This is a genomic window from Photobacterium sp. GB-1, assembly GCF_003026165.1.
GTDB lineage: Bacteria > Pseudomonadota > Gammaproteobacteria > Enterobacterales > Vibrionaceae > Photobacterium.
Window position 1 is genome coordinate 60156 of sequence record NZ_PYOB01000003.1, and the last position, 22872, is coordinate 83027.

General features: G+C 39.1%; 22 protein-coding genes and 2 pseudogenes. 12 read left to right on the forward strand and 12 right to left on the reverse strand.

Annotation, left to right across the window (positions count from 1 at the left end):
* Positions 1-97 precede the first annotated feature (97 nt).
* From C9J45_RS04560 to C9J45_RS04575, 4 genes are read right to left on the reverse strand one after another with little or no spacing between them, the layout of a single operon-like run.
* Positions 98-1033, reverse strand: a complete 936-nt coding sequence (locus tag C9J45_RS04560) for an amino acid ABC transporter permease (protein ID WP_107292214.1) — start codon at positions 1031-1033, stop codon at positions 98-100.
* Positions 1034-1037: 4 nt separating this feature from the next.
* Positions 1038-1850, reverse strand: coding sequence for a transporter substrate-binding domain-containing protein (locus tag C9J45_RS04565; RefSeq protein WP_107206871.1), 813 nt, complete (start codon positions 1848-1850; stop codon positions 1038-1040).
* A gap of 29 nt (positions 1851-1879) precedes the next feature.
* Positions 1880-2698, reverse strand: a complete 819-nt coding sequence (locus tag C9J45_RS04570) for an amino acid ABC transporter permease (RefSeq protein WP_107292215.1) — start codon at positions 2696-2698, stop codon at positions 1880-1882.
* Positions 2699-2705: 7 nt separating this feature from the next.
* Positions 2706-3446, reverse strand: coding sequence for an amino acid ABC transporter ATP-binding protein (locus tag C9J45_RS04575; protein WP_369917496.1), 741 nt, complete (start codon positions 3444-3446; stop codon positions 2706-2708).
* A 451-nt stretch (positions 3447-3897) separates the two neighbouring features.
* Between C9J45_RS04575 and aroG the strand changes: the two genes are divergently transcribed.
* Complete coding sequence (gene aroG / locus C9J45_RS04580; RefSeq protein ID WP_107206874.1) at positions 3898-4950, forward strand: 3-deoxy-7-phosphoheptulonate synthase AroG; 1053 nt, start codon at positions 3898-3900, stop codon at positions 4948-4950.
* A 95-nt stretch (positions 4951-5045) separates the two neighbouring features.
* Here aroG and C9J45_RS04585 read toward each other — a convergent pair whose 3' ends face one another.
* Entirely contained in the window at positions 5046-5234 is a 189-nt protein-coding gene (locus tag C9J45_RS04585; RefSeq protein WP_045082326.1) for a hypothetical protein, read from the reverse strand.
* A gap of 278 nt (positions 5235-5512) precedes the next feature.
* Here C9J45_RS04585 and C9J45_RS04590 point away from each other — a divergent pair, with 278 nt between their 5' ends.
* From C9J45_RS04590 to C9J45_RS04610, 5 genes and pseudogenes are all read left to right on the forward strand, one after another.
* On the forward strand, positions 5513-5986 hold the full coding sequence (locus tag C9J45_RS04590) for a hypothetical protein (protein ID WP_107206875.1): 474 nt from the start codon (positions 5513-5515) through the stop codon (positions 5984-5986).
* A gap of 452 nt (positions 5987-6438) precedes the next feature.
* Positions 6439-6732 (forward strand): annotated as a pseudogene (locus C9J45_RS21725) (transcriptional regulator); the annotation flags it as partial.
* 475 nt (positions 6733-7207) lie between these two features.
* A pseudogene (locus tag C9J45_RS04600) lies at positions 7208-8688 on the forward strand (aerolysin family beta-barrel pore-forming toxin).
* 219 nt (positions 8689-8907) lie between these two features.
* Positions 8908-9501 carry a rhomboid family intramembrane serine protease gene (locus C9J45_RS04605; protein WP_107292217.1) on the forward strand — a complete coding sequence of 198 codons (594 nt, stop codon included), beginning with the start codon at positions 8908-8910 and terminating at the stop codon, positions 9499-9501.
* 51 nt (positions 9502-9552) lie between these two features.
* Entirely contained in the window at positions 9553-9900 is a 348-nt protein-coding gene (locus tag C9J45_RS04610; RefSeq protein WP_107206879.1) for a DUF1840 domain-containing protein, read from the forward strand.
* 4 nt (positions 9901-9904) lie between these two features.
* Here the strand turns inward: C9J45_RS04610 and C9J45_RS04615 are convergent, their stop codons facing one another.
* Positions 9905-10522: a DJ-1/PfpI family protein gene (locus tag C9J45_RS04615; protein WP_107292218.1), complete on the reverse strand. Its 618-nt coding sequence runs from the start codon at positions 10520-10522 to the stop codon at positions 9905-9907.
* A 177-nt stretch (positions 10523-10699) separates the two neighbouring features.
* On the opposite strand from C9J45_RS04615, the gene C9J45_RS04620 reads away from it, so the two are divergent.
* Both C9J45_RS04620 and C9J45_RS04625 read left to right on the forward strand, forming a co-directional pair.
* Entirely contained in the window at positions 10700-10906 is a 207-nt protein-coding gene (locus C9J45_RS04620; protein WP_039871979.1) for a DUF2986 domain-containing protein, read from the forward strand.
* Positions 10907-11053: 147 nt separating this feature from the next.
* Positions 11054-12547: a DEAD/DEAH box helicase gene (locus C9J45_RS04625; RefSeq protein WP_107206881.1), complete on the forward strand. Its 1494-nt coding sequence runs from the start codon at positions 11054-11056 to the stop codon at positions 12545-12547.
* A 136-nt stretch (positions 12548-12683) separates the two neighbouring features.
* On the opposite strand, the gene C9J45_RS04630 is transcribed toward C9J45_RS04625, so the two are convergent.
* Together C9J45_RS04630 and C9J45_RS04635 are read right to left on the reverse strand one after the other, a co-directional pair.
* On the reverse strand, positions 12684-13742 hold the full coding sequence (locus tag C9J45_RS04630; protein ID WP_107292219.1) for an endonuclease/exonuclease/phosphatase family protein: 1059 nt from the start codon (positions 13740-13742) through the stop codon (positions 12684-12686).
* Between the two features lie 78 nt (positions 13743-13820).
* Positions 13821-14444, reverse strand: a complete 624-nt coding sequence (locus tag C9J45_RS04635; RefSeq protein ID WP_107247273.1) for a PolC-type DNA polymerase III — start codon at positions 14442-14444, stop codon at positions 13821-13823.
* Between the two features lie 97 nt (positions 14445-14541).
* On the opposite strand from C9J45_RS04635, the gene C9J45_RS21875 reads away from it, so the two are divergent.
* Both C9J45_RS21875 and mrdA read left to right on the forward strand, forming a co-directional pair.
* Positions 14542-14625, forward strand: coding sequence for a colicin E1 family microcin immunity protein (locus tag C9J45_RS21875; RefSeq protein WP_370445778.1), 84 nt, complete (start codon positions 14542-14544; stop codon positions 14623-14625).
* A 38-nt stretch (positions 14626-14663) separates the two neighbouring features.
* Positions 14664-16649 (forward strand): penicillin-binding protein 2, encoded by a 1986-nt coding sequence (gene mrdA / locus C9J45_RS04645; protein WP_107206884.1) that lies wholly within the window; start codon positions 14664-14666, stop codon positions 16647-16649.
* Positions 16650-16760: 111 nt separating this feature from the next.
* Here the strand turns inward: mrdA and C9J45_RS04650 are convergent, their stop codons facing one another.
* From C9J45_RS04650 to C9J45_RS04660, 3 genes are all read right to left on the reverse strand, one after another.
* A complete protein-coding gene (locus C9J45_RS04650) occupies positions 16761-18491 on the reverse strand; it encodes an ATP-binding protein (RefSeq protein ID WP_107206885.1) in 1731 nt (576 codons plus the stop codon).
* Positions 18491-19027, reverse strand: a complete 537-nt coding sequence (locus C9J45_RS04655) for a heme NO-binding domain-containing protein (protein WP_107292220.1) — start codon at positions 19025-19027, stop codon at positions 18491-18493. The genes C9J45_RS04650 and C9J45_RS04655 overlap by 1 nt, the downstream gene beginning before the upstream one ends.
* Positions 19028-19189: 162 nt before the next feature.
* A complete protein-coding gene (locus C9J45_RS04660; RefSeq protein ID WP_107292221.1) occupies positions 19190-19711 on the reverse strand; it encodes a hypothetical protein in 522 nt (173 codons plus the stop codon).
* A 265-nt stretch (positions 19712-19976) separates the two neighbouring features.
* On the opposite strand from C9J45_RS04660, the gene C9J45_RS04665 reads away from it, so the two are divergent.
* Both C9J45_RS04665 and C9J45_RS04670 read left to right on the forward strand, forming a co-directional pair.
* Complete coding sequence (locus C9J45_RS04665) at positions 19977-20432, forward strand: Ivy family c-type lysozyme inhibitor (RefSeq protein WP_107292222.1); 456 nt, start codon at positions 19977-19979, stop codon at positions 20430-20432.
* A 435-nt stretch (positions 20433-20867) separates the two neighbouring features.
* A complete protein-coding gene (locus tag C9J45_RS04670) occupies positions 20868-21506 on the forward strand; it encodes a glutathione S-transferase family protein (protein ID WP_107292223.1) in 639 nt (212 codons plus the stop codon).
* Positions 21507-21867: 361 nt separating this feature from the next.
* On the opposite strand, the gene C9J45_RS04675 is transcribed toward C9J45_RS04670, so the two are convergent.
* Positions 21868-22659: a nitroreductase family protein gene (locus tag C9J45_RS04675; protein WP_107292224.1), complete on the reverse strand. Its 792-nt coding sequence runs from the start codon at positions 22657-22659 to the stop codon at positions 21868-21870.
* Positions 22660-22872 lie beyond the last annotated feature (213 nt).

Here is a 22872-nt window from a genome sequence, read left to right on the forward strand (position 1 = left end):
ATAATACATTGATCTTAATAGATGAAGTTGTGAGTCAAATAAGCCTGAATACAATGATATATTCATTCAATATGTATTCAGGGCTTATTTGTCATATCTAACGCTGAAGATGACGTAAGCTACGTTTCTCTAATTGGGTGAATAAAAGAGATAAAGATAGGCATAAAATTAAGTAGACAGCGCCAACAAGTAACCAAATTTCAAAGATTAACCCCGATGAGTTCGCCATTTCACTGCCGACGAAGGTTATCTCCTGTATAGAGATCAATGAAATAATTGATGAATCTTTCACTATTGAGATAAATTGACCAGCAAGTGCTGGTACTATGCCTGCGATTGCTTGTGGGAAAATAACAAAGCGGAAACCATCAAGACGAGAAAGCCCAAGAGAGCTGGTTGCTTCCCATTGTCCTTTATCTATTGCATCAAGCCCAGAGCGAATGACTTCAGCGATATAAGCAGCAGCTATTAAGCCAACGCATAGAATGCCAGAAAAAAGGTTTTCCCATAACTGACTATTACCAAAGAGGATATCTTGCAGAAGATTCTCGTTACCATGGTAATTACGAAATAGATTATCGAGTCCTAGCAATGGAACTAATTGGCTAGATATAAAGAAATAGAAAATGAAAACAAAAACCAGTGGCGGGATATTTCTGACTATTTGAATATAAGCATTAGCTGGCAGACGGAAAAAGATAAAAGAAGAACGACGCCCTAAAGCTAAAAGCAGCCCGAATACCGCAGCAAACAGCATACCCCACAAACTTAATCGAATAGTACTGATAATACCTTGAAAGAAATAAGGAAGCTCTCCGTTTTGGCCAGGGGTAAAAACCAAATCAAAGGCTTTATGCCATTGCCAGTGGTAATTAATGCCAACAGATGAACGATAATATAACCACCCGATGAAACAGCTCATTATCACTAAGAGAATGTAATCAAGTGGTTTAAGTTTTTTTAATGAAAACTTAGCAGCCAGAATTTTTTCTGGCTGCGAGAGTGTTTTCTTTGCAGTTGAGCAAGAAGACATTAATTTATTGACCTTCTTTTACCTGGTTCTGCCAATCAACTGTGGTGAACCAATAGTTATAACGCTCTTGTAACCAACCATCTTGAGTTCGAAGTAAAATCCAGTTATCAAAGAAGTTTAACAAGTTGAAATCACCTTGGCGGATAGCAAAACCTTCAGAGCCTTGGCTTAGACGCTCTTTAAATGGTAGAAATAGCTTATCTTTGTATTGCAGAGCCATTTGCTCTGGTTTTGGTGTTGATGCTAATACAGCTTGCGCATTGCCATTTAAAACTTCTTGGAATGCTTGTGCTTCATCATCGAATTGACGTAATTTCGCTTTCGGGAAATATTTCTTCGCCGTTTGTACTGTTACAGCACCGCGACGCACAGCTAGCGTTACGCTACGTTTGTTGTAATCAGCAATGGAGAGCTTATCGCCAGCTAACTCTTTATTGGCGGCAAGTTGAACACCTGAATGAGAGTAGGGTGTTGTAAAAAGAACACTCAGATTTCGTTGTGGTGTTATCGACATTCCGCCAATGATAACATCAAATTTACCTGCTAGCAGGGCTGGGATAATACCGTCCCATGCTGTAGGTATAAACTCTACTTTTACACCCGCATCTTTAGCGACACGTTTAGCGACATCGACTTCAAAGCCAATGAGTTCACCTTGTTTATCACGCATTGCCCAAGGTACAAATGTTGATAAACCTACGCGTAATGTGCCTCGTTCTTTAATTTGTTCAAGGGTACTTTTATCAGCAGCAAAAGCATGGCTTGTGGTGAAAAAAAGAGTGAGTGCGGTAAATAAAACCGCCAAAAAACGCTTCATTATATTTTTCTCCATATCGTTAAAAATCATCAATGATTAGGTGTTGCAAGTTTGTACTCTAGCAGTGTTGCAAAAGCAGATAAAACTAACGTTATACATAAATACATTGCCGCAATAGTAAACCAAACTTCAAATGGCATGGCGGTATCAGCAACAATATCCCGTCCTTGTGTTGTTAGATCAAATATAGCCATGATACTGACTATAGAAGAGTTTTTAACCAAAGAAACGGCCTCATTGGTTAATGGTGGTAAAACTCGACGTAACATTTGCGGCAAAATAATATAGCGATAACTATATATTTTACTTAACCCAAGGCTTTCAGCTGCTTCAAATTGACCTTTAGGTATATTGATTAAGCCAGAGCGGAAGATTTCTGCAGTGTATGCTCCTTGAAATAAAGATAATGCCAGCACTGCTGTTGTAAAACGTTCTAACCCTAATACAGGACCAAAAACAAAGTACAGTAGATAAATTTGTACGAGTAGCGGTGTGTTACGAATGAGTTCAATATACCCCCGTGCAAGACCACGACCGATAATAGAATGAGATACGCGTAACAGTGCGGTTACCAAGCCAAATATGATTGTAAAAATCAGGCTAATGGCTGAAATTTTGAGGGTGACAAGTAGGCCATCAATAAGCTCTGCAGAAAACCATTCTCCGTCTTCTTTAAAAAACAAATATTGAGGAATACGGTACCATTGCCAGTTGTAGTTCATTGCATCAGCACCACTATTGAGTAACCATATAATGGCGAAAGTAATGACGGAAATTTGCAGTAAACCACTGAGTACTGGTTTCAGTATTCTTACTATTGTTGAAGGTGACTGAGGTTTCGCTATCATATTTACCTCAGTAACTTAGAATTTTTTTAAGAAACGCCTGAGTACGTAGGCTTTGTGGCTGATCGAATAAAATTGCGGGCGGTGCAATTTCAACAATTTCACCTTCATCCATAAATACAACCCGATCTGCTACTTTGCGAGCAAATCCCATCTCATGGGTTACGCATACCATTGTAATGCCTTCATCTGCTAATTCTTTCATGACATCAAGTACTTCATGGATCATTTCAGGATCTAGCGCGGAAGTGGGTTCATCAAACAAAAGAATATCAGGCTTCATACAAAGAGAACGAGCAATCGCTACACGCTGTTGTTGCCCTCCTGATAATTGCCCTGGGTATTTATTCGCCTGATGCCCGATATGCACACGTTCTAGATATTGATTCGCTAACGCTTCAGCATCTGTTTTTGACATACCCAATGTGCGTCGGGGAGCAAGGGTTAAATTATCTAATACCGTCATATGAGGAAAAAGATTAAAGTGCTGAAAGACCATACCAACTTTGCCACGAACGGCTTTTAGGTTGTTAGGATCTAATAAGTGATTTCTTACTCTAATTTCGCCTGAATCATATTGCTCAAGCCCATTAATACAGCGGATAAGCGTAGATTTTCCTGAACCGGAAGGGCCACAAATGACCAACCGTTCACCTTTATGAATGGTTAGGTTGATGTCTTTTAATGCATGGAAATCGCCATACCATTTGTTCACATGCTGGAATGCTATTATTTCGTCTTTAGCCAACAAGACGTACCTCGACTCATAAATTAGTAGCTTTTCATAATACATGATAAATACCAATGTATTGATGTAATAGCTTGTACCTATTAAAAATAATTAATCATTTCAATACTATATAACAATGAACTTTTAATTTTTAAAAGTCATCATTTAAATAAATAATCTATGTCTATGTGAGTGATTATTACCCATTTATTTATCAACTTAATAGCGATCTATATCATAAAAGTATTTGCTTTGTGAGGTAATTAGGGTGGGTGTAATTATTTTGTTATGGCACATAATACGTATTATTACGATTAATGAAGTGAAATGGTTAAAAAATGTCGACTTTACAGCCATAACCCATTGCACAAAAGGGGTTAAGGCGATAAGTTAAGAAATGACTATTTGGAGATAAGTACACTACATCGATTGACCGACATAGACGTAGTGTAGCGATACGGGAAGTATAAGCATGCATAAAACAGATGATGTCCGCATTAGCGAGATCAAAGAACTATTACCACCAGTTGCAATACTGGAAAAATTTTCAGCTTCAGAAACAGCTTCAGAAACAGTATATCAAGCTCGAAATGCCATTCATAATATCTTAAATGACGAAGATGACCGTCTTCTTGTGATTGTTGGACCTTGTTCTATACATGATACTGATGCAGCAATAGAGTACGGTAAAAAGCTAAAAACACTACGTGATGAGCTTAACGCTGATTTAGAAATTGTTATGCGCGTTTATTTTGAAAAGCCGCGTACAACTGTAGGTTGGAAAGGGTTGATTAATGACCCTTACATGGATAACAGCTTCCAATTAAATGATGGCTTACGCATTGGTCGTAAACTACTTCTTGATTTAGCTGAATTAGGCCTCCCAACAGCAGGCGAATTCCTTGACATGATCACACCTCAGTACATGGGAGATTTGATCAGTTGGGGAGCAATTGGTGCGCGTACAACAGAATCTCAGGTTCACCGTGAACTTGCGTCAGGTTTGTCATGCCCAGTAGGTTTTAAAAACGGCACAGATGGCAATATCAAAATTGCAACAGATGCGATAGGTTCGGCAAGTGCGCCTCACCACTTTTTATCTGTGACTAAATACGGTCACTCTGCGATTGTATCAACGGCAGGCAATGAAGATTGCCATATTATCCTTCGTGGTGGTAAAGAGCCAAATTATAGTGCTGAGCACGTTAAAGCAGTGACAGATCAACTTGAAGGTGCTGGTCACCGTTCTAAAGTGATGATCGATTTTAGTCATGCAAATAGCTTGAAAAAATTTGATCGTCAGCCGCTAGTATCACAAGATGTTGGTGAGCAAATTGCGAGTGGTAACAAATCTATCTTTGGTGTGATGATTGAAAGTCACCTTGTTGAAGGTCGTCAGGATATTGTTGATGGTGTTGAACCGACTTACGGTCAAAGTATTACAGATGCCTGTATTGGTTGGGAAGATACTGAAAAAGTACTTCGTCAATTAGCGTCAGATGTACAAAAGCGCCGCCAAGCGTAACAACTTGTATATTAATAAAAACCGATGTTTCTACACATCGGTTTTTTTATATCTTTTTTATACCCAATCTAGATTTATAAAAGCCAGAATTAAAATCATTTCTCATTGTAATGGCGATAACCATCATTAAATTCAATATCATAGCTTTCATCGTATTGGTGCTTTTCTATCAAGCTTTCACAATGAGGGAATTGACAATAAATAGGGTATGTACGATGTAATCCATTTTCGATGAAGGCTTCAAGAATGCCATGAGTATCTGCAATGAGTGTTTTATCTTCCATATATCGACTCCAAACAAATATATGTGATATCAATATGAGCACTGTATCATAATTGATACGACCTAGTTGTCTTATTGGCAATAAATATGACTGAAAGGGATGTTGTAATTATAGCGGCTTTTGTGATGTACAGATTTATTGACAATGTTTTCGCTATCTAAAAATGGAAAATATCTTTAAATTTAAACGTTTATAAATATATCTGCTATAACAATATAAAGTGATAGGGTAGTTATTGATTGAAACTATGTATACCAATAAGCGATAGGTCGGTGTGTATGAAGAGTTTGATATTAAGCGTTCTGTACGGTGTGTTTTTATTTGGTCCACTGATGATACAAGCTGAAATCGTTTCAAAACCATTAGAGTCAACAACAAGTTTTATTGAAACGGTTGATAGTTACGAATCATCACAAACACAGCAACAGGGAATTACGGTTTATCATCCAGTATTGGGCTATGCGAATTATGAAAATATCGTTTGTGATTCTAACGATAATCATCAACGACAATTTCAACACCTAGTAACAAGCTACTGTTTACAGCACAGCGGTAAACTTGTAGGCAATTGGTGTGTGGACACACAAAATAATATGCCGTTGTTTCATACAGAATTAAACCAGCATAGTATGGATTGTCGTTCAGGCGGAAACGCATCAATAATCCATGTTCTTGAGTTTTTACCTTCAGTAGAACACGATCAGCGAACACAACAGAATTGGTTACAGGTAGCGACTGCTTTTGGTTATTAATCTCTGAATGATGTGCTTTATAACGTTGAATGCATCTATGGTGTATTTTCAGATATTAGGAAAGCATTAAAAATTAGCTGTAGACTCTACAGCTAATTAAAGAGATGGCTCGATGAGAAATAAATGGAAGAACACTATGTTTGTTGTTTTAGATTAAATAATAGATAGCTTCTATAAGCTCTATTTTATCTACAGGCTATATATTATGAAGCGGCTTAATTCTTGTTAACTGCCCATTACTGTTCATCTTTATTAACAATTATATCTAATTATAAATCTTCCCTTACAAATATATAAATGCTGAATTTCTAGTAATGCCTTTGCTTTCTTTAAATTAATGAGATAGATAAAGTTTAAGCTGGATCACACTCAGCTCTATTTATATATGCTAATTATCAATTATAAAATATACATCTATCTTCTCTTTATTGATAAAGTTACGGGGGAGTAACATGGTATTATATAACCCTATAAAAAATACCATTTCTAATCGTAAAAAAATATTAAAAATAGGATATCGAGATTCACAGATTCTTTATCTCTTGCTTAAACACTCTCCAAATGTTGTCCCAAAGAAAGATATTATTAAATTTGCCTGGGGCAGTGAATGTATTGGAGAGACATCATTAGCGAAAAGTATCAGCAAAATTAGACTTTCACTGATAAAGTTAGGTATTAAGGAATCACCCATAGTGACAGTACCTAAAGTTGGATACCGTTTAATTGAAGGCGTGTTATTTGATGAAGTGCTTAATGCTAAAATATTGATAGAGAAAAGCGAAAAAAATAAGGATTTCTCAACTGACTATACACGGCAAAGCAATCATGGAAAGAGATATCGGCCTTTAGTTTGCTCTTTTCTTTTATTTGTCATTTTAATTTCCATACTACTTGTAACAATCAATAAAGGTCATAGCATTAATACAGATCTTGAAATGAATACGTTGATAAATAAACCAAGGGTAAGTTTATTAAACGATTATCCTAATTACAAAATTTTGGAATTAAACGTTAAAAAATTATCTTAATCAAAATTCAGTTTATTACGATAAAGTTTGTTAAAAAAGACTGATTTATCAAATTACAAGTCACTTATAACATGTTGAAAATTATAGTCATAAAATTTCAAGTAATTTCATTGTTACTAAATTTATTAATATGGAAAACTGGCATAGCTCTACTTTGAGTGCATCATCAAATTAATATATATGAGGATTGTTCATGCGAAGTATCTACATAAGTATATTGTTAGCTACTGTCCTTCCAACCTTAACAAGTCGTGTATATGCACAGAAGGTGTACCCTGATCAAATTGTACTGGATCACTTAGGTTCAAATATTTGCCGAGCAGGCTACCATCCTCTTGACCATTATGAAGCTGGGGAGCATGTAAAATCTCTTCTTCCTTTTATGGATGACTGGCAAATCGTCTCGCTAAAAGGTCTATGGGTCGTTATGGGACCGGGTTACAAAGGTTTGATAAAACAACAACCCGCAGGAACTAGCCCTCCCAACACTTTTTGTTATCCTGATGAAAACCACACAGAAATCCCTAACTACACTGCACTTGAGCTACCAGAAGGTGATGAAATCGATGTTCAATATGCACTATTACATGACCAAGATAATTTTATTCGGCCTTTAAGCCAACTTGCTGATTATCTGGGTTATGCATGGGTTGGTGGCAATCATGCTCAATACGCTGGCGAAGATATGAACATTCAACATATCGGTGATGACTGGGTTATCCAAGGAAATGATATTGGAACGTGTACCGGTTATCGGTGTGATGAAAAGGCTAAAATCACAGTAAATAATTTTGCCTATCGTTTAGATGATGACAGTTTCTGGTATGGTGATGTCACTGAGTCGGACAAAAAACTAGTAAAAACCATTACCGCGTTAGCGAGAAACGACAGTGATCAAGATCAGAAAATTTCCGTTAGCTTAAAGTTGGATGAATCAACAACGTGGTCAAAAACTGATAATTACGGGTTTTCTGCAAGAGTAACAACTGAAGATGCTTTCAATTGGCCACTCGTCGGAACGACAAGGCTAAATATTAGCATTGAGGCAAATAAAAACTTTTCACAATCTAAAGGCGAATCAACCAGTGAGCAAGTTTCGTTAGAAGCACAACCAACGGTGCCACCTCACTCAATTATACCGGTCCGCGTCGATTTATATCTCTCATCTATTGCTTACCCTTACCAGTTTTTAATGCAGATATAAGTTACGACGTCAATTTCAATGGATTTCTACGCTGGGGAGGTAATGCGTGGCATACACATCCAGAAAAACGACCATATAGAAGTTATACGTTTACCGTGGGACGTGGCAGTGATAAGCCCGCGAATATTCCTTATCAATGGGAACATCGATATATTCCAAATGAAGTACAGTGGTGGGATTGGAGCTGGGCGATAAATGAAATCGGACTGGGCAATATTCAATCTGCCCTTGGTATGAGTTTGCGTCCTTTCCATTCTTTTGTCTCTGGTGATTTTTCTGCCGAGTCTCAATATGCTGGCACTATGGATATTGGTAAAGCGCAGCCTATAGACAAAAGTTCTCTATCATTAAAAGATAATGTTACGACTCAACGTGCTGGTAATGTAGAGGTAGCATCGAATTTTGATGCTGATGAACTTAATTCATTAGGTTTTACTAATGCAGAATTGAGCGTACATGCAGTAAATTAACGTCATCGTATAAAGCGGTATTCACTGTTTGCCCGTAACTACGTGTTGCGGGCTTTATCGTTGTTAAAAATAATCTGTTTATTATCCATTTGATGCTTTAAGTGTCTGTATGGGGAGATGTATTGTTTTTAGACTATCAATCAGACATAAGATAGTTAGCTATAATAGTAGGGATAATGTTACGTTACATGAATGTTTTATAATCCGTGGTGTATTTTTATGTCTGACTTTAAAAAGAAGTGGCGAGATGTCTTTTTTGTCATTCTATTCTTTTGGGGGATTTCGTTTGTTGCTTTTATTATCAATCATAGTTTTAATGGCGCATTAAATAGCTACGGTTTATTACCTCGCCACGTTAGCCATCTTAGCAACATTGCGTTTTATCCTTTTATCCACGGCAGTTGGTCTCATTTAATTTTTAATCTTACTTCTTTTACACTATTGGCTCTTGGGGTGGGGATTAATGGTGTTGCTCGGTTAATTAATGTCATTTTGTTGTGCTGGTTATTTGGCAGTATCAGTGTCTGGTTGTTTGGACGTATCAGTTACCATGTCGGATTAAGTGGGATCATTTATGGCATTTGGGGCTACTTGCTTATCTATGGTTTAGTCTTAAGAAGTATCATGTCATTAATTATTACATTTTTAGTGCTGGTTTATTTTAGCTCGATGATTTGGGGTGTCTTCCCATTTAATTATTTGGTGAGCTTTGAAAGCCATTTATTTGGTGCTATCGCTGGTGGCTTTATTGGTTACTTTCTTGGCAAAAAAGACCGTGGAAAATTAAATTGCCATTACGATCAGAAACCCTAACAGAATATAATGGTCTAATAGCTATATGAATAAGAAAAGGATAGGTGAATTATGTTAATTACATTTCATAGTAAAGGAAGTAACGATATTACAATGTTTGGTGATATCGCACAGCAATTGATTCATATGATGGGGTTTTGCGAAACAGTCCCTGGTGCTATTCGAGAAGAAGATATCGCACAAGCGCTAACAAACCTAAAAGATGGTATTAATAAAGCTAAACAAGAGAATAAGCAGAGTGGCATTACTGCTGATCCCGCAATAGAGCCAAACCCGCTTGATGCCGATTTAGATGACGCTGAATTTGAGCCAGAAATTTCTTTATCAGTACGTGCTATGCCGTTGATTACCTTATTAGAATCAGCAGTAAATGAAAAAAGTTATGTTATGTGGGAATAGGAAACTATTTAACAATATGTAGCGGAGCAAAAGGATCATCGTCAGGATCGTTTTGCCACAAATATTCTGCTTCAACAGCGACTTTTCGTGCAACATTGTCACCAAATTGGTAGGCAATAACCGCTAATGCCATGTCTAAACCTGACGAACAGCCTGAGGCAGTAAAGATATTGCTGTCTCGCACCCATCGGGCTGACGATTGCCAATCTACATGATGTCCAAGCTTTTTAACCCAATGAAATTGCTTTTTATTTGTTGTTGCTTGGCAATAGTTGAGTAATCCCGCATTTGCTAATAAAGCTGAGCCTGTGCAAACAGAGCAGATTAATTTTTGTTTAGGCGCAATGCGTTTCAACCAAAACAACACCGTGGGATTGTTAATTACCGATTTAATCCCACTGCCACCGGGAATGAGCAAAATATCAGAGCCGAACGTATCATTAAAACTGAGTTGCGGTGTAATCGATATATGTTGTTGGCTTAAGATTGTTTTTCCATCAACAGAGATTGTTTGAGCGTGATAAAGGTCCGGTAACAAGCCGAACATTTGTAACGGTCCAAAAGCATCAAGCAGTTGAAAATTATCAAACAAAAATAGCGTGACTGTTTGTGGCTTTTTCATTGTTATAAAACCTTTTATATGCCTTTTAACGATTAGCATAGCTAAGATTTTGAAACCATTTGTCCGATATTGAGATGGTTTTCGAGGCCTGTTGATGGATAAAGCTTGTTATTCAGCGCTGAACCATTACAATCAGCGCCTTGTTTAAAAATGATGAAAATATCAGCTGGCGCGATTATGAATAGAAAAAAGAAAATTAACGAAACGCTTAAAAAGAGAATGAAAAAGGCGAATGCTAAGTTGCATAAAAGTAATAAGCCTCGCTACATCTCTAAAGCGGAACGTGCCAAGTTAGACGCTGAAGCAGCACAACAAGTGTCTGCCGAAGAAACCATTTCACCATCAGAAACTGAAACTATGAGTACAGAAACAACGGTTTCATAACTACGTATTTATCAGTAAATTTTCAACAGGGAAGGTAAGCATTACCTTCCCTGTTTTATTCTCATTGAACAGCACGTTTGTTCAATGGCTGGCTTAAATTAGCCACTACTATCGCCAAATTGGCGTTTTATATAAAAGAGAGATGCTATGAGTTTTGCCTCTTTAGGCCTATCTGCCCCAATTCTTGAAGCTGTTGCAAAGCAAGGCTACGAAAAACCATCACCGATCCAAGAGCAAGCGATCCCAGCTATCCTTTCGGGTAAAGATGTAATGGCGGCGGCCCAAACTGGTACAGGCAAAACAGCAGGCTTTACCTTACCTTTGCTAGAACGTTTAGCGAATGGTCGACCTGCTCGTTCAAATCACGTACGCGCACTTGTATTAACCCCAACACGTGAGCTAGCCGCTCAAGTAGGGGAGAGTGTTGCGACTTATGGTAAAAACTTACGTTTAAGCTCTGCCGTTGTTTTTGGTGGCGTTAAAGTAAACCCACAAATGCTGCGTATGCGTAAAGGTGCTGACGTATTGGTGGCAACACCAGGGCGTTTAATGGATCTTCATAGCCAGAATGCTGTGAAATTCCGTGATGTTGAAATTTTGGTTCTTGATGAAGCTGACCGTATGTTAGATATGGGCTTTATCCGTGATATCCGTAAAATTTTAGCGTTACTACCTAAAGAGCGTCAAAATTTACTATTTTCAGCAACCTTTTCTGATGAAATTCGCGAGCTTGCAAAAGGCTTAGTGAATAATCCAGTAGAGATTGATGTTAACCCACGTAACCAAACAGCACGTACTGTGAAGCAGTGGATTTGCCCTGTTGATCAAAAGAAAAAACCTAACTTATTAACTAAGCTACTTAATGAGCGTAATTGGAAACAAGTGCTTGTTTTCACTAAAACCAAGCACGGTGCGAATAAACTTGCTACCCACTTAGAAAGTCGTGGAATTTCTGCGGCCGCTATCCATGGTAATAAGAGCCAAGGCGCGCGTACTAAGGCACTTGCTAACTTTAAGTCTGGTAATATTCGCGTACTCGTTGCGACAGATATTGCAGCTCGTGGCCTAGATATTGAACAACTACCACAAGTTGTGAACTTTGATTTACCACACGTAGCAGAAGACTATGTACACCGTATTGGTCGTACTGGTCGTGCAGGTTGTGTTGGTGAAGCGATTTCATTAGTGTCGGCAGAAGAAGCAAAAGATCTTGCTGCAATTGAGCGTTTAACACAGCAAGTGTTTGATCGTGAAATTATTGAAGGTTTTCAGCCAACTAACGCATTACCACAAGCTAAGCTAGATACACGCCCAATTAAACCGAAGAAGCCTAAAAAGCAAAAAACGTTTGTGGCGCGTGAAGGTGCAGCGACAGGTGAAAAGCGTAGCGCAAACAATAATAACGGTGGCGCAAAGCGTAAACCTGCCTCTCGTCGTCCACAGGGTCAGTCTACTGATGCTACAAACAACGAGAAGCGTTCAGAGCAAGGTGCAAGACCTGCACGTAAGCCACGCAATACAGATGCGAAACCACAATCAAATGGTGATAAGCCTCGTCGTCGTTTCAACGATGAAAAGCCGAAATCAGATGGTCGTCGTCGCTCTCCACAGCGTAGTCGTGCACCAAAAGCGACAGCGTAATAACGTTTAACACGTTAAATAAAAACGACTGATAAATACCTTTTACAAAAACGGTATATCAGTCGTTTTTTTATCTGCTTATTTTAGCAAACCGTGGTTATAAGCCGTTATCAGCGAACCGAAAGTTAGCTTTGTACTAGGAGCGCAGTGATAAGGTCACAATAGGGATAGCGTGATCAGTACTGTAGCCGTCAATATCAAAGCTTGAATTGACCAAATGCTTATCTTCAGTGTGATAATGGCTAACTTCAAATAATGAGCCTAAATAACTCGCATTGAACTCCTGTGATAACAGAATGTAGTCTAATACCGATCCTTTGCCATTAAAGTAATGGGTAGAAGGGCGAGTTGTTTCTTCATTTTGTGGATTGACTTGAGTATAAAGCTGCCAACCATCGTAAAGGCAATAGAAGTTAATTAAGCGCTCAGTGTCACTTTCTGACATCCCATAAACACGACTTGCCGTTAACTCTTCTAAACAACTACTCGAAATAACATCGTTATAATCGCCACACAGCACCATCGGATGACTGGTTTGCTCACGTCGCTTGACCATTGCAAGTTGCAGTAATGCCGCTTCAGTGCCCCGTAGCATGGATGAACCCCAATTCCCTAAACGTTGACCAAGAAAAGAAGAAAGCGCACTGCCTGATTTCGCAATTGTCTCAGGTAGTGGATCATCAAATAGAGAACGCTTGGATTTTAAATGAGTGACATAGCAGTCTGTTGCGCCAATATGAGGCATATCAACCGTCGCCCGCAGTGGCTTGCGACTAAATGAAAACTCAGTCCAGCCCAGTAATTGTGCCGCTTCCTTATCGGCTTCAACAGCGATAACTTCAGTGATGGGAAATTTAGAAGCAATGGCGACAACGGGGCTACGATAAATAAAATCGCCTTCTACCTGAGGTTCATCAACGACTGCAAAATAGGGATAGCCAATATCGCGCAATAATGCTTGCAAATCCTCTGCGCTAAACACTTCTTGAAAACCAATAATATCCGGTTGTTGGGCTTCTAAAATCGAAGTTAGCCAATGCTGTTTTTTATGCCATTGTTCATAGCTATAAATATTTTCAAAATCATAATAAGCATTAGGGGGAGCAAGATAATTCAACAAATTAAAACTTGCGATTTTGATCTCCGACTGAGCGATAGGCACTTGGGGGAAATGTTCAGCATCTGACTGTTGCAAAATCGAACTCTCAGTGAAGTTATTAAAAACTGTATAGCTGTTTTAGCATACTTGTTACGTTGAATATACGACTTATTGTTAAGCGTAACGGTGAAATAAGGTATCGATTTTGGCTTTTGGTGTTTTTGCTAGTTTTATCATTAATTCAAAAGAGACAGAGTGAAGATGATATTGTCGCTTAATATCTTCAAGCATGACTAACCATAAACGAGCTGTCATTTCAGAATCGGCTAACGCGCGGTGAAATACACCATTGTGCTCAATGTGTTTGTAATCCACTAACGTGCCTAATTTATGATTCGGTGCATCTTGATATAAACGTCGTGCAATCAGCATTGAACAGGCAAATGCACCTGTATAGTGCCGGCCAATATCCGCCAGCTCTGCGTCTAAAAAACGCTGATCAAAAGAGGCATTATGCGCCACAAGGTTGGCATCACCAATGAAATCAGCAAAGGCATCCATTACCTCATTACACGGTGGTGCAGTGCGTAACATGTTATTGCTGATCCCCGTGTAACCTTCAATAAAGCTACTGACACGAAAACCAGGATTCATGAGCTGTTGGAATTGATCAACAACTTCGCCATTAACTAATTTAACAGCACCAATTTCGATAGCGCGATCGCCTTGATTGGGAGATAAACCAGTCGTTTCGAAATCGAGAACAACCACGCTGTCAGCGGAGCGAGAAAGGGTCATGGTAAAACCTATAGAGAGAGAAGGTGGTCATTTTAATGGTCGTAGAGGGCTTGTAAACTCCTCAAACACATTATATCGCGATAACTGAGGTTAAATTATCGTCAAACAGGCAACCAGTTATTACATTCTAGCGAGAGATCACGCATTATACGTATTGGGTATAAGTACAATTCTTTGTTAACGACGGCACATATGGCCATTGAGATCTCATAAGCATCTATGAAGAAAGAAAGAAGTCAATTTCGTGATCACCAAGCTGAAGTGTCGCTATTTAAGCGTCGAGCGCTTGCAGGGTTTATTGGGATTATCATTTTATCGTTTGTGTTAATCGGTAATTTGTATCACTTAGAAGTGCAAGATTACAGCGAATATACTGCTCGTTCGAATGATAACCGCATTAAAATTATCCCAGTGGCACCGAATCGAGGCCGTATTTACGATCGAAATGGCGTTATTCTCGCAGAGAATATACCGGTCTATTCTTTAGAAATTATTCCAGAAAAAGTCGCACACCTCACTGAAACACTCGACAGTTTAAAAACCTTACTGGGTGTAACGGATGATGAAATAGACTCTTTTATGAAGGATAAGAAACACACCCGTCCGTTTATGCCGGTGACATTAATTGATCAGATGACGGAAAAGCAAGTTGCAGAGTTTTCCGTTAATGAATTTCATTACCCAGGTGTTGATGTTGATGCACATTTAGAGCGCTATTACCCTTATGGCTCAGCATTAACACATACGTTAGGCTATGTGGCTAAAATCAACGATCGTGATATTAAGTCATTAAAAGAACAGGGTATTTATAATAACTATAAGGCCACGCGTACGATCGGAAAGCTCGGTGTTGAACGCTACTATGAAGATTTACTTCATGGTCAATCTGGTTATGAAAAAGTTGAAGTGAATAACCGTGGTCGTATTATTCGTACCTTAGAATATGTTCCACCTATTTCGGGTAAAGATATTAAGTTGACGATCGATCTTAATTTGCAGTTGTTCGCCAACAAGCTATTAACGGAAGAAGTCAAAGATCCCAAAACAGGTAAAATGGTGACGAAAACTCGTCGTGGTGCGATTGTGGTATTAAACCCGCAGGACGACGGCGTATTAGCGATGGTATCAAGTCCTAGTTATGATCCTAACTTGTTTGTGCATGGTATTACGTCCAAAGAGTACAGCAAATTATTGAATAGTCCTGCGCACCCGTTGGTAAACCGAACCACATTAGGGGTATATCCACCGGGTTCAACGGTTAAACCACAAATTGCGGTTGCGGCATTAGCGACAGGGGTTATCACACCTAACACAGTACGTAATAACCCGGGTTGGTGGCGAATTCCTAATTCTAAAAGTCGTAAATTCCGTGATGATGTTCGTTGGGGACACGGTAACGTTGATGTATATAAAGCGATTGAACAATCAGTAGATACTTTCTTCTACCAAGTGGCTTATGACATGGGCATTGACCGATTATCGACATGGATGAACAAATTTGGTTACGGCGAACTCACCGGTATTGATATTAAAGAAGAAACATCCGGTAATATGCCGACTCGCCAATGGAAGCTCGCACATACCAAACAACCGTGGTACCAAGGTGACACCATCCCTATTGGTATAGGTCAGGGTTACTGGACAGCAACACCGATGCAAATAGCCAAAGCAACCTCGGTTGTGGCAAATTCTGGTGTCGTTCATCGCCCTCACTTGCTATATGCGATTCTTGATGGCAAGAAAGAAGATATTGTTAAATTTAAAGACTTTCCAAAAGTCGAGCCTGTGCCATTAAAAGATTGGAAAATTGCACAAGAAGGCATGCACTTAGTGACGACGAAAGGGACGGCACGTAAAGAGTTTAAAAACTTAGCGTATGAAGCCGCCGGTAAAACCGGTACCAGTCAGGTCTATACCATGTCTGATACTCAAAATTACGATGCGAATGAAGTTGCGGAGCATTTACGTGACCATGCATTGTTTACTGGCTATGCACCGTTACATGATCCTAAAGTACTGGTATCCGTTATTTTAGAACACGGTGGATGGGGACGTAACGCCGCACCACTTGCTCGTAAAATCATGGATTACGTGTTAGTTAAACCGACCCTAGATCCTGCCGTGCAGAAGCAGGCGAAGAGTGATAAAACGAAGGCTGAAACGCCTGTAGATGTGTCGAAAACGGCTGAGATAAAGGCCAGCTAGTGACGATAAACGCACATTGATTAAAAAACGAAAAGGTCACGTCAGTGGCCTTTTTTACTTTTTAGCGATGTGATTTTTTAAACCGTAATTTAAACCGTAATAGAGAGAGGATTATTCAATCACACTGCCCCAAATGGTTAAAATATCATGAAGCTCGGAAGCCAAATAAGGTTTACATAAAATGTCATTCATACCCGCTTGAATACAGGCTTCACGTTCAGCGCTCGTTGTACCGGCGGTTAAGGCAATAATGGGTTTGGAATAGTCTTGCTTTCGTAATTCTCTAGTTGCGGTGTAGCCATCCATAATCGGCATTCTGCAATCCATAAACACCACATCAAAGGATTCCGCATTTAATATATCTAATGCTTTTTGTCCGTTATCGACAATGGTTGGTTCAATTTGGATTTTGTTTAGCATCAGCTTAATGATCATTTGATTGGTCTTTAAATCTTCAACCACTAACACTTTTAAATGCTTAATTGGCGTTTTATGCGGTTGTCTCACTTTGGCATTAAAATGAGTATGATCACTTGTGGGTAAGGGTAAGGAAACATTAAAACATGCACCACGCCCGAGCGAGCTTTCAACGCGGATAGAGCCACCCATTTGTTCACATAGCTGTTTGCAGATCACTAAACCTAGCCCTGTGCCTTCATGGCTTCGTTTGCTGGTATTATCCACTTGGCTAAAAGGTTTGAATAACTTGTGTTGGTTTGAGTGATCAATACCACAACCGCTGTCTTTTACCGTAAATTGTAGCTGTTTGTTTTGCCACCAGAACTTAGCGTGCACAAAACCTGCAGGGGTGAATTTAATCGCATTAGAGATCAAATTAACAAATATTTGCTTAATCCTATCTTCATCACCAATGAAAAATCTTGGTAAGTCATGGGAGTAATAAATGTTAAAATCTAATCTTTTTTCGTGGGAACGATGGGTAAAAATATCTTCCAATTTTACTGCTAATAAATGGCAATCAAAGGGTTTTTCAATCAGCTCCAACATACCTGCATTTATTTTGCTGTAATCGAGTAAGTCATTAATGATCGCCCGTAGCAATTCACCTGAATGATTCAATGTGGTTAACAATTTCTGTTGGTCGTTATTAAGCGGTGTATCTTGCAGTAATTCCGCAGCACCAAGAAGCCCATTAAGTGGTGTCCGTAATTCATGGTTGATCATAGCGAGAAAATCACGGGTTGAACGCTCTGAATCTTCTGCCCGTTTTTTAGCATCAATAGCTTGATTAAACGTTATTTGCCTACCAATAGCGGATCGAAATAACTCACCAAACAGCGCCATATGTTTTTGAATCGCTGGCAATCGGTCATCGGTACATATGATTCTGACGGCTAATATACCTATTTGCCCTCTGTTATTAACAATATTTATCCAAAGAGTATGGCCGCCTTTATCCCATAATGAATGGGTCGATTCTAGCTCAGCTGGAGGTGTCCATTGCTGTAAACGGCCGCTGGAGTAGCTCCCTGATATATTAATATTATCGGCAGGGTAAATGGTGATATGACAACCTGATATGTAATTACCATCAACGAGGCTGTCTAACAATTGTTGAATACTTTCCCTCGTCGCACTGTGCTTTAAGAATAATCGGGCATAAAGAAGTAACAAGTTTTCCATTTTGTTCTGATAAGTTAAAAGCTCAGAATCAAACTTCGCCTGCATTTGTAATTTTTCGTACGAATCATTAAGCATTTGATTTGCATTATAAAGCTCATGACTTTTCGCTTCTAATAACTTTTCAGCGGCTAATCTTGATGCATGTTCGCGTTGGAGTTTTTGTTTTAATAAAGCAATATGTTTTTCAGGATCGATCATTAATTATCACTCAATGACAAATGAAAGCGGACACTGTTTTTGCTTGTTGTTGGTACCAGTTCGATAGCAAGATGTTGCTTAAAATAATCGGCACATCCTTCTAATAACCCCAAACAGACATAACCCATGCATCGCGCTGAATGATAATCCACTGTCAGGGTGGTTTCTGTTTCATTAGAGAATTCAAAGCGAGGGGGAGTTGTATCCGGGTAAAGCTTTTTGACTTCTTGATGTATGTATGACTCCACACTGCGAATAAAATCGAAGGTGTTGGAATCGGTAAAGTCATGATTTGGTAATAAAGTGAGTAAGCGAGGGAAAACAGCGCGACCGAAGGTTTGTTGAAGGCTTTCAGCGGAGACACCGGTAACCTTATGTAAACAAATAATCAGCTTGACTAACCGTTGGTGCTCATAGCTACCGACAGAGGTATAAACACCTGGGTCGTCAGCCATATCTAGCATTGACTGGCACACTTCTAGATCGAAAGTACGTTCAACAATATCGAGAAATTCAGTAAAAATGATCCCTTTCATACTCTTCTCCGATGTATTCTAGATACAGACTTTAAACACGTAATAAAGGAATTAAAGTCTGTAATTTAGTATGGCAGAGATTGAAGGTTCGTCAAAAACAACAGGTTAGTTGTTGAAGAAAGGGCTAAATTACGAAGCTGATTATTAGCTTCGTAATCATTTTTATTTTTGGATAATGACAGCTTGCGAGAATTGCTGCGCAGAATGGATAAGGTAATCTTCCATATCTGTAATTAATTGCTGCTGGTTCGGTAATGGCAATGCATACACGTCAGACACCAGGCTATATTGCTCACCATCTTCTGCATGAGTATAAATCATGCCACAAGCGGCCGGTTTACCTTTGAAAAAGCCAACATAAAGCGTCGCTTCTGCATTAGGCTCAAACATAATTTGAGTTAAATACTCAATAACCGCTTCTTTTTCTTGTTCATTTTCCCATTGAGAGGCACGAACTAAAGAATAGCGAATAGTAAGAGGGTGGCAATCAACCGGGTAGAAAGATAAAGAGGGTTCGAGTGTCGGTAACGAAGTATCGATGCAATGCGTAGTTAAATCAGTTTGAGATAGTTGATACAGTTCTAATCCCTTTACACTTAGCGGTGTTGGAAACTCAGCATCAGTAATATGGCTTGCCATCCAAGCGTTTTTTAAAGTAATTAGTTGTTCTGTAATAACCTGCATATCGTCGCTTCTTTTATTTAATTGCTGATACCTTAACTTAATTACGGTAAAGAAGGTATGTTAATTCAAGTAATTGAGTGAAAAACACACACATATGTAAGTGTAACGTCAGTATTTTGCTTGTTTAATAATGTTTGCCAAATTATAGATACTTTTTGCTCTTATATTGGATAGGGTGTGAGCCTAATAAGCGTTATCTTGTAAAAGTATGAGTGCCGCAGGCGTAAAATGATTTGAGCGGTACTCAAATTTAGGACTGAATAAAATGAAAAAGCTATTATTAGCCACATCCATTGTTTTGTTACTTGCAGGTTGTAATGACCAAGCACCTAAAGAGCAATCGCCAAACGATCAAACGCAAACTGTCGCCACAACTGAAACCGTTGTAGAGCAAACCCAATCTGTCGCGCCAGAAACGCAAAAAATCCCTAAATGGGTATCAGAAAATAAAGTGACAGCGCCGCTAGATAATATTGTAGATGGCGATGAAACTTACAAAGCCGTTTCTTATTGTAAGCCGCATGATTGTGCCGGTAACTTTATGATCACCCTAACGGGTAAAGACAACAAAGAATATTCCATGATAGTACACGTTAAAGATACCAATGGTGCTATTACCAAGCCAAGTGAATACGCGAGTTACCAATTTATTGGTAATCCTGATGACAACATGAAAGGGCTACTACAACAAGCGTTGCTACAAAATCCGAACTGGAAATAAATACATTGAGCTAACGTTTGAAGTAAGAATGATAAAACGTGCCGTGCTAGTGACAGCACGTTTTTTTATGCCTGAATTTTTCAGCACGATACGTCATCAATGAAGAGAAGAGTAAGCGCAACATCGCTTTTGTTGGCAACATTCTAAACTCAAATATCGAACCTTATACTCACTCAACAGGCCATGGGTATGATCTTCGTGTGAATGAATGTGTAAACAAGACATTATCCAATCTGCTTTTCATCGATAAATGCCCTTTAATGAGATGCAATCAAGTTGCTATGTTTGTGACAGCTACGCAGAAATGCGATTTATCTCACGAGTTACAACGGGTTATAAAACGATCGTTTCATTAAATTCATGCTTTATTTAGTAAGATAGGTATGTGATTTTTAAAACGAATGATTGTTCTGTTTTACAGGCAAGGAGCCAAGATTGTTCAAGCTTTACTATTACCCCAATAACGCGAGTTTAGCGCCGCATTTTTTACTTCATCATGTAAAAGCGGATTACCAACTATTGCTGGTGGATAAAAAGTCCAACGTTCAAAAGTCAGCCGACTACCTGAAACTCAATCCAGCAGGACGCATACCCACGTTGGTGATAGGGGAGCAAGCGATCTTTGAAAGCTCTGCTATATGTATTCATCTTTGCGAACTCCATCCACAGTCAGGGTTAATGCCTGCAATTGGCAGCCCTTTACGCCCGATGTTTTATCAATGGTTAGCGTTTCTAAATAACACCTTACAAGCTGAATTAATGGTACGGTATTACCCACACCGCCATACCAATGATGCCGCGACGATCCCGAATGTTGTGGCCGCGCAAGATGACAGAATTGCCGATGCACTCTCTATTATTAATAACCAACTTAAACACAATACATATTTGCTTGGTGACAGCCTAACCGCCTGTGATTACTTCTTGTTTATGTTGGCAGAGTGGTCGTTACCAATAAAACAATCACCACTGACATTTCCATATCTTGCAAAGTACCTAACACAGCTTAGTGATAACCCAACCATTAAAGCCGTGTGTGAAATAGAAGGTATCGATCTCACGCCGTTTAAATAACAAACGCCTGTAAATACCTGTGTTTTCTGTACCTAGGCTGACTTGCAGATTGAATTAGCGCGTAACTGTAACAAGATGTTTATGCGCTATATTCAAGTGCTTTTTAAATGAAGTAGTTTTAGATAAAACACCATTCAATTACAAAAAGCGCGCATTAACCATGAAACTATTACTACTTATACCTTGTTTATTTCTGTCGGCTTGTAGCTTAACCCCACATAAGGGATCGCCAATATGTATTCCGATGCCGGTAGGTGGTATTTATTGTGGTAAGTAACAAATTACCTTGTGATGAGAGAGCAAAAGGTGGGGAGAACTGGCGGAAGACTCATTCGTTCCGCCATATTGTTAGGCAAGGGGATCAGTGCTTAATAATCACTTCGCTGTTGTCTACACGATGGCGGTCGCCATAAATGCCGTCTTCAGTACGAGTGCCACAACCAATCACCATTGTGATTTCAGCTTTAGGGTTTAAACCAAGCAGTTGTTTAACGCGCTTAGAATCAAAACCTTCCATTGGGCAGGTATCGTAACCTTCCGCGCGCATTGCGGTCATAAAGGTCATCGCTGCAAGGGATGTGCTTTTATGTAAACACACACGTAAATCCGCTTTACTCACTTCACGTACCATCGGCTTTTTACGCCCTAAATACGCCACAATTACCTTACGAATAGTGCTCATAATGCCAAAGCTATCATTACGGTATAAAAATGGGATCAGCTTTTCATAGTATTTAACGGCACGTTTAGATGTTGCATCTTCACGACCATTAAAGGCATCACGAATTTGTGCCGCATTCATTTTCGCCCGTTGTTTCCACATATAAGGCGTAGTGGTGATAACAATTAACTCGCGTGCTGTTTTTGCCGCATTTTGCCCCATACACAGCTTTGCCAATTGCTCGCGTTTATCGTCACTGATGACACGATGAAATTGCCACAATTGCATGTTTGAACTGTTAGGGGACAAGGTGGCGAGATTAAGTGCACGGGTTACCGCTTTATGATCAAAAGCACTGTCTGCATCATATTTACGTACCGAACGACGGCTATGCACCAACTCGGCATATTGCTCGGCTTTAGATGATGTTGTTAATGGTGAAGATGCTGGTGAATGAGACGCAGAGCGTTCTTGTTCAAGTGTATCGTTCATGTTTTAAACAACCTATGTAATATGAAAATTGTTGAGCGTATTTCTACCTGTTATTGGGTTGTGAAGCAAGTCGGTGATCACAATGAGTTAACTATTCGGCTAACTCATATTTGCCCCATTATCATTCAGAGCAAATACTCATTAATATCGCATTAACGTGATTTTCGATTAGTTTTATTCACATGTTCTTAGGCTAATCAGATTTACTTTCTA

Excerpts from the sequence above, each read along its gene's own strand:
- C9J45_RS04560 (WP_107292214.1), bottom strand. The coding sequence starts at position 1,033 with ATGTCTTCTTGCTCAACTGCAAAGAAAACACTCTCGCAGCCAGAAAAA.
- C9J45_RS04565 (WP_107206871.1), bottom strand. The coding sequence starts at position 1,850 with ATGAAGCGTTTTTTGGCGGTTTTATTTACCGCACTCACTCTTTTTTTC.
- C9J45_RS04570 (WP_107292215.1), bottom strand. The coding sequence starts at position 2,698 with ATGATAGCGAAACCTCAGTCACCTTCAACAATAGTAAGAATACTGAAA.
- aroG (WP_107206874.1), top strand. The coding sequence starts at position 3,898 with ATGCATAAAACAGATGATGTCCGCATTAGCGAGATCAAAGAACTATTA.
- C9J45_RS04585 (WP_045082326.1), bottom strand. The coding sequence starts at position 5,234 with ATGGAAGATAAAACACTCATTGCAGATACTCATGGCATTCTTGAAGCC.
- C9J45_RS04590 (WP_107206875.1), top strand. The coding sequence starts at position 5,513 with ATGAAGAGTTTGATATTAAGCGTTCTGTACGGTGTGTTTTTATTTGGT.
- C9J45_RS04605 (WP_107292217.1), top strand. The coding sequence starts at position 8,908 with ATGTCTGACTTTAAAAAGAAGTGGCGAGATGTCTTTTTTGTCATTCTA.
- C9J45_RS04610 (WP_107206879.1), top strand. The coding sequence starts at position 9,553 with ATGTTAATTACATTTCATAGTAAAGGAAGTAACGATATTACAATGTTT.
- C9J45_RS04615 (WP_107292218.1), bottom strand. The coding sequence starts at position 10,522 with ATGAAAAAGCCACAAACAGTCACGCTATTTTTGTTTGATAATTTTCAA.
- C9J45_RS04620 (WP_039871979.1), top strand. The coding sequence starts at position 10,700 with ATGAATAGAAAAAAGAAAATTAACGAAACGCTTAAAAAGAGAATGAAA.
- C9J45_RS04625 (WP_107206881.1), top strand. The coding sequence starts at position 11,054 with ATGAGTTTTGCCTCTTTAGGCCTATCTGCCCCAATTCTTGAAGCTGTT.
- C9J45_RS04635 (WP_107247273.1), bottom strand. The coding sequence starts at position 14,444 with ATGACCCTTTCTCGCTCCGCTGACAGCGTGGTTGTTCTCGATTTCGAA.
- mrdA (WP_107206884.1), top strand. The coding sequence starts at position 14,664 with ATGAAGAAAGAAAGAAGTCAATTTCGTGATCACCAAGCTGAAGTGTCG.
- C9J45_RS04650 (WP_107206885.1), bottom strand. The coding sequence starts at position 18,491 with ATGATCGATCCTGAAAAACATATTGCTTTATTAAAACAAAAACTCCAA.
- C9J45_RS04655 (WP_107292220.1), bottom strand. The coding sequence starts at position 19,027 with ATGAAAGGGATCATTTTTACTGAATTTCTCGATATTGTTGAACGTACT.
- C9J45_RS04660 (WP_107292221.1), bottom strand. The coding sequence starts at position 19,711 with ATGCAGGTTATTACAGAACAACTAATTACTTTAAAAAACGCTTGGATG.
- C9J45_RS04665 (WP_107292222.1), top strand. The coding sequence starts at position 19,977 with ATGAAAAAGCTATTATTAGCCACATCCATTGTTTTGTTACTTGCAGGT.
- C9J45_RS04675 (WP_107292224.1), bottom strand. The coding sequence starts at position 22,659 with ATGAACGATACACTTGAACAAGAACGCTCTGCGTCTCATTCACCAGCA.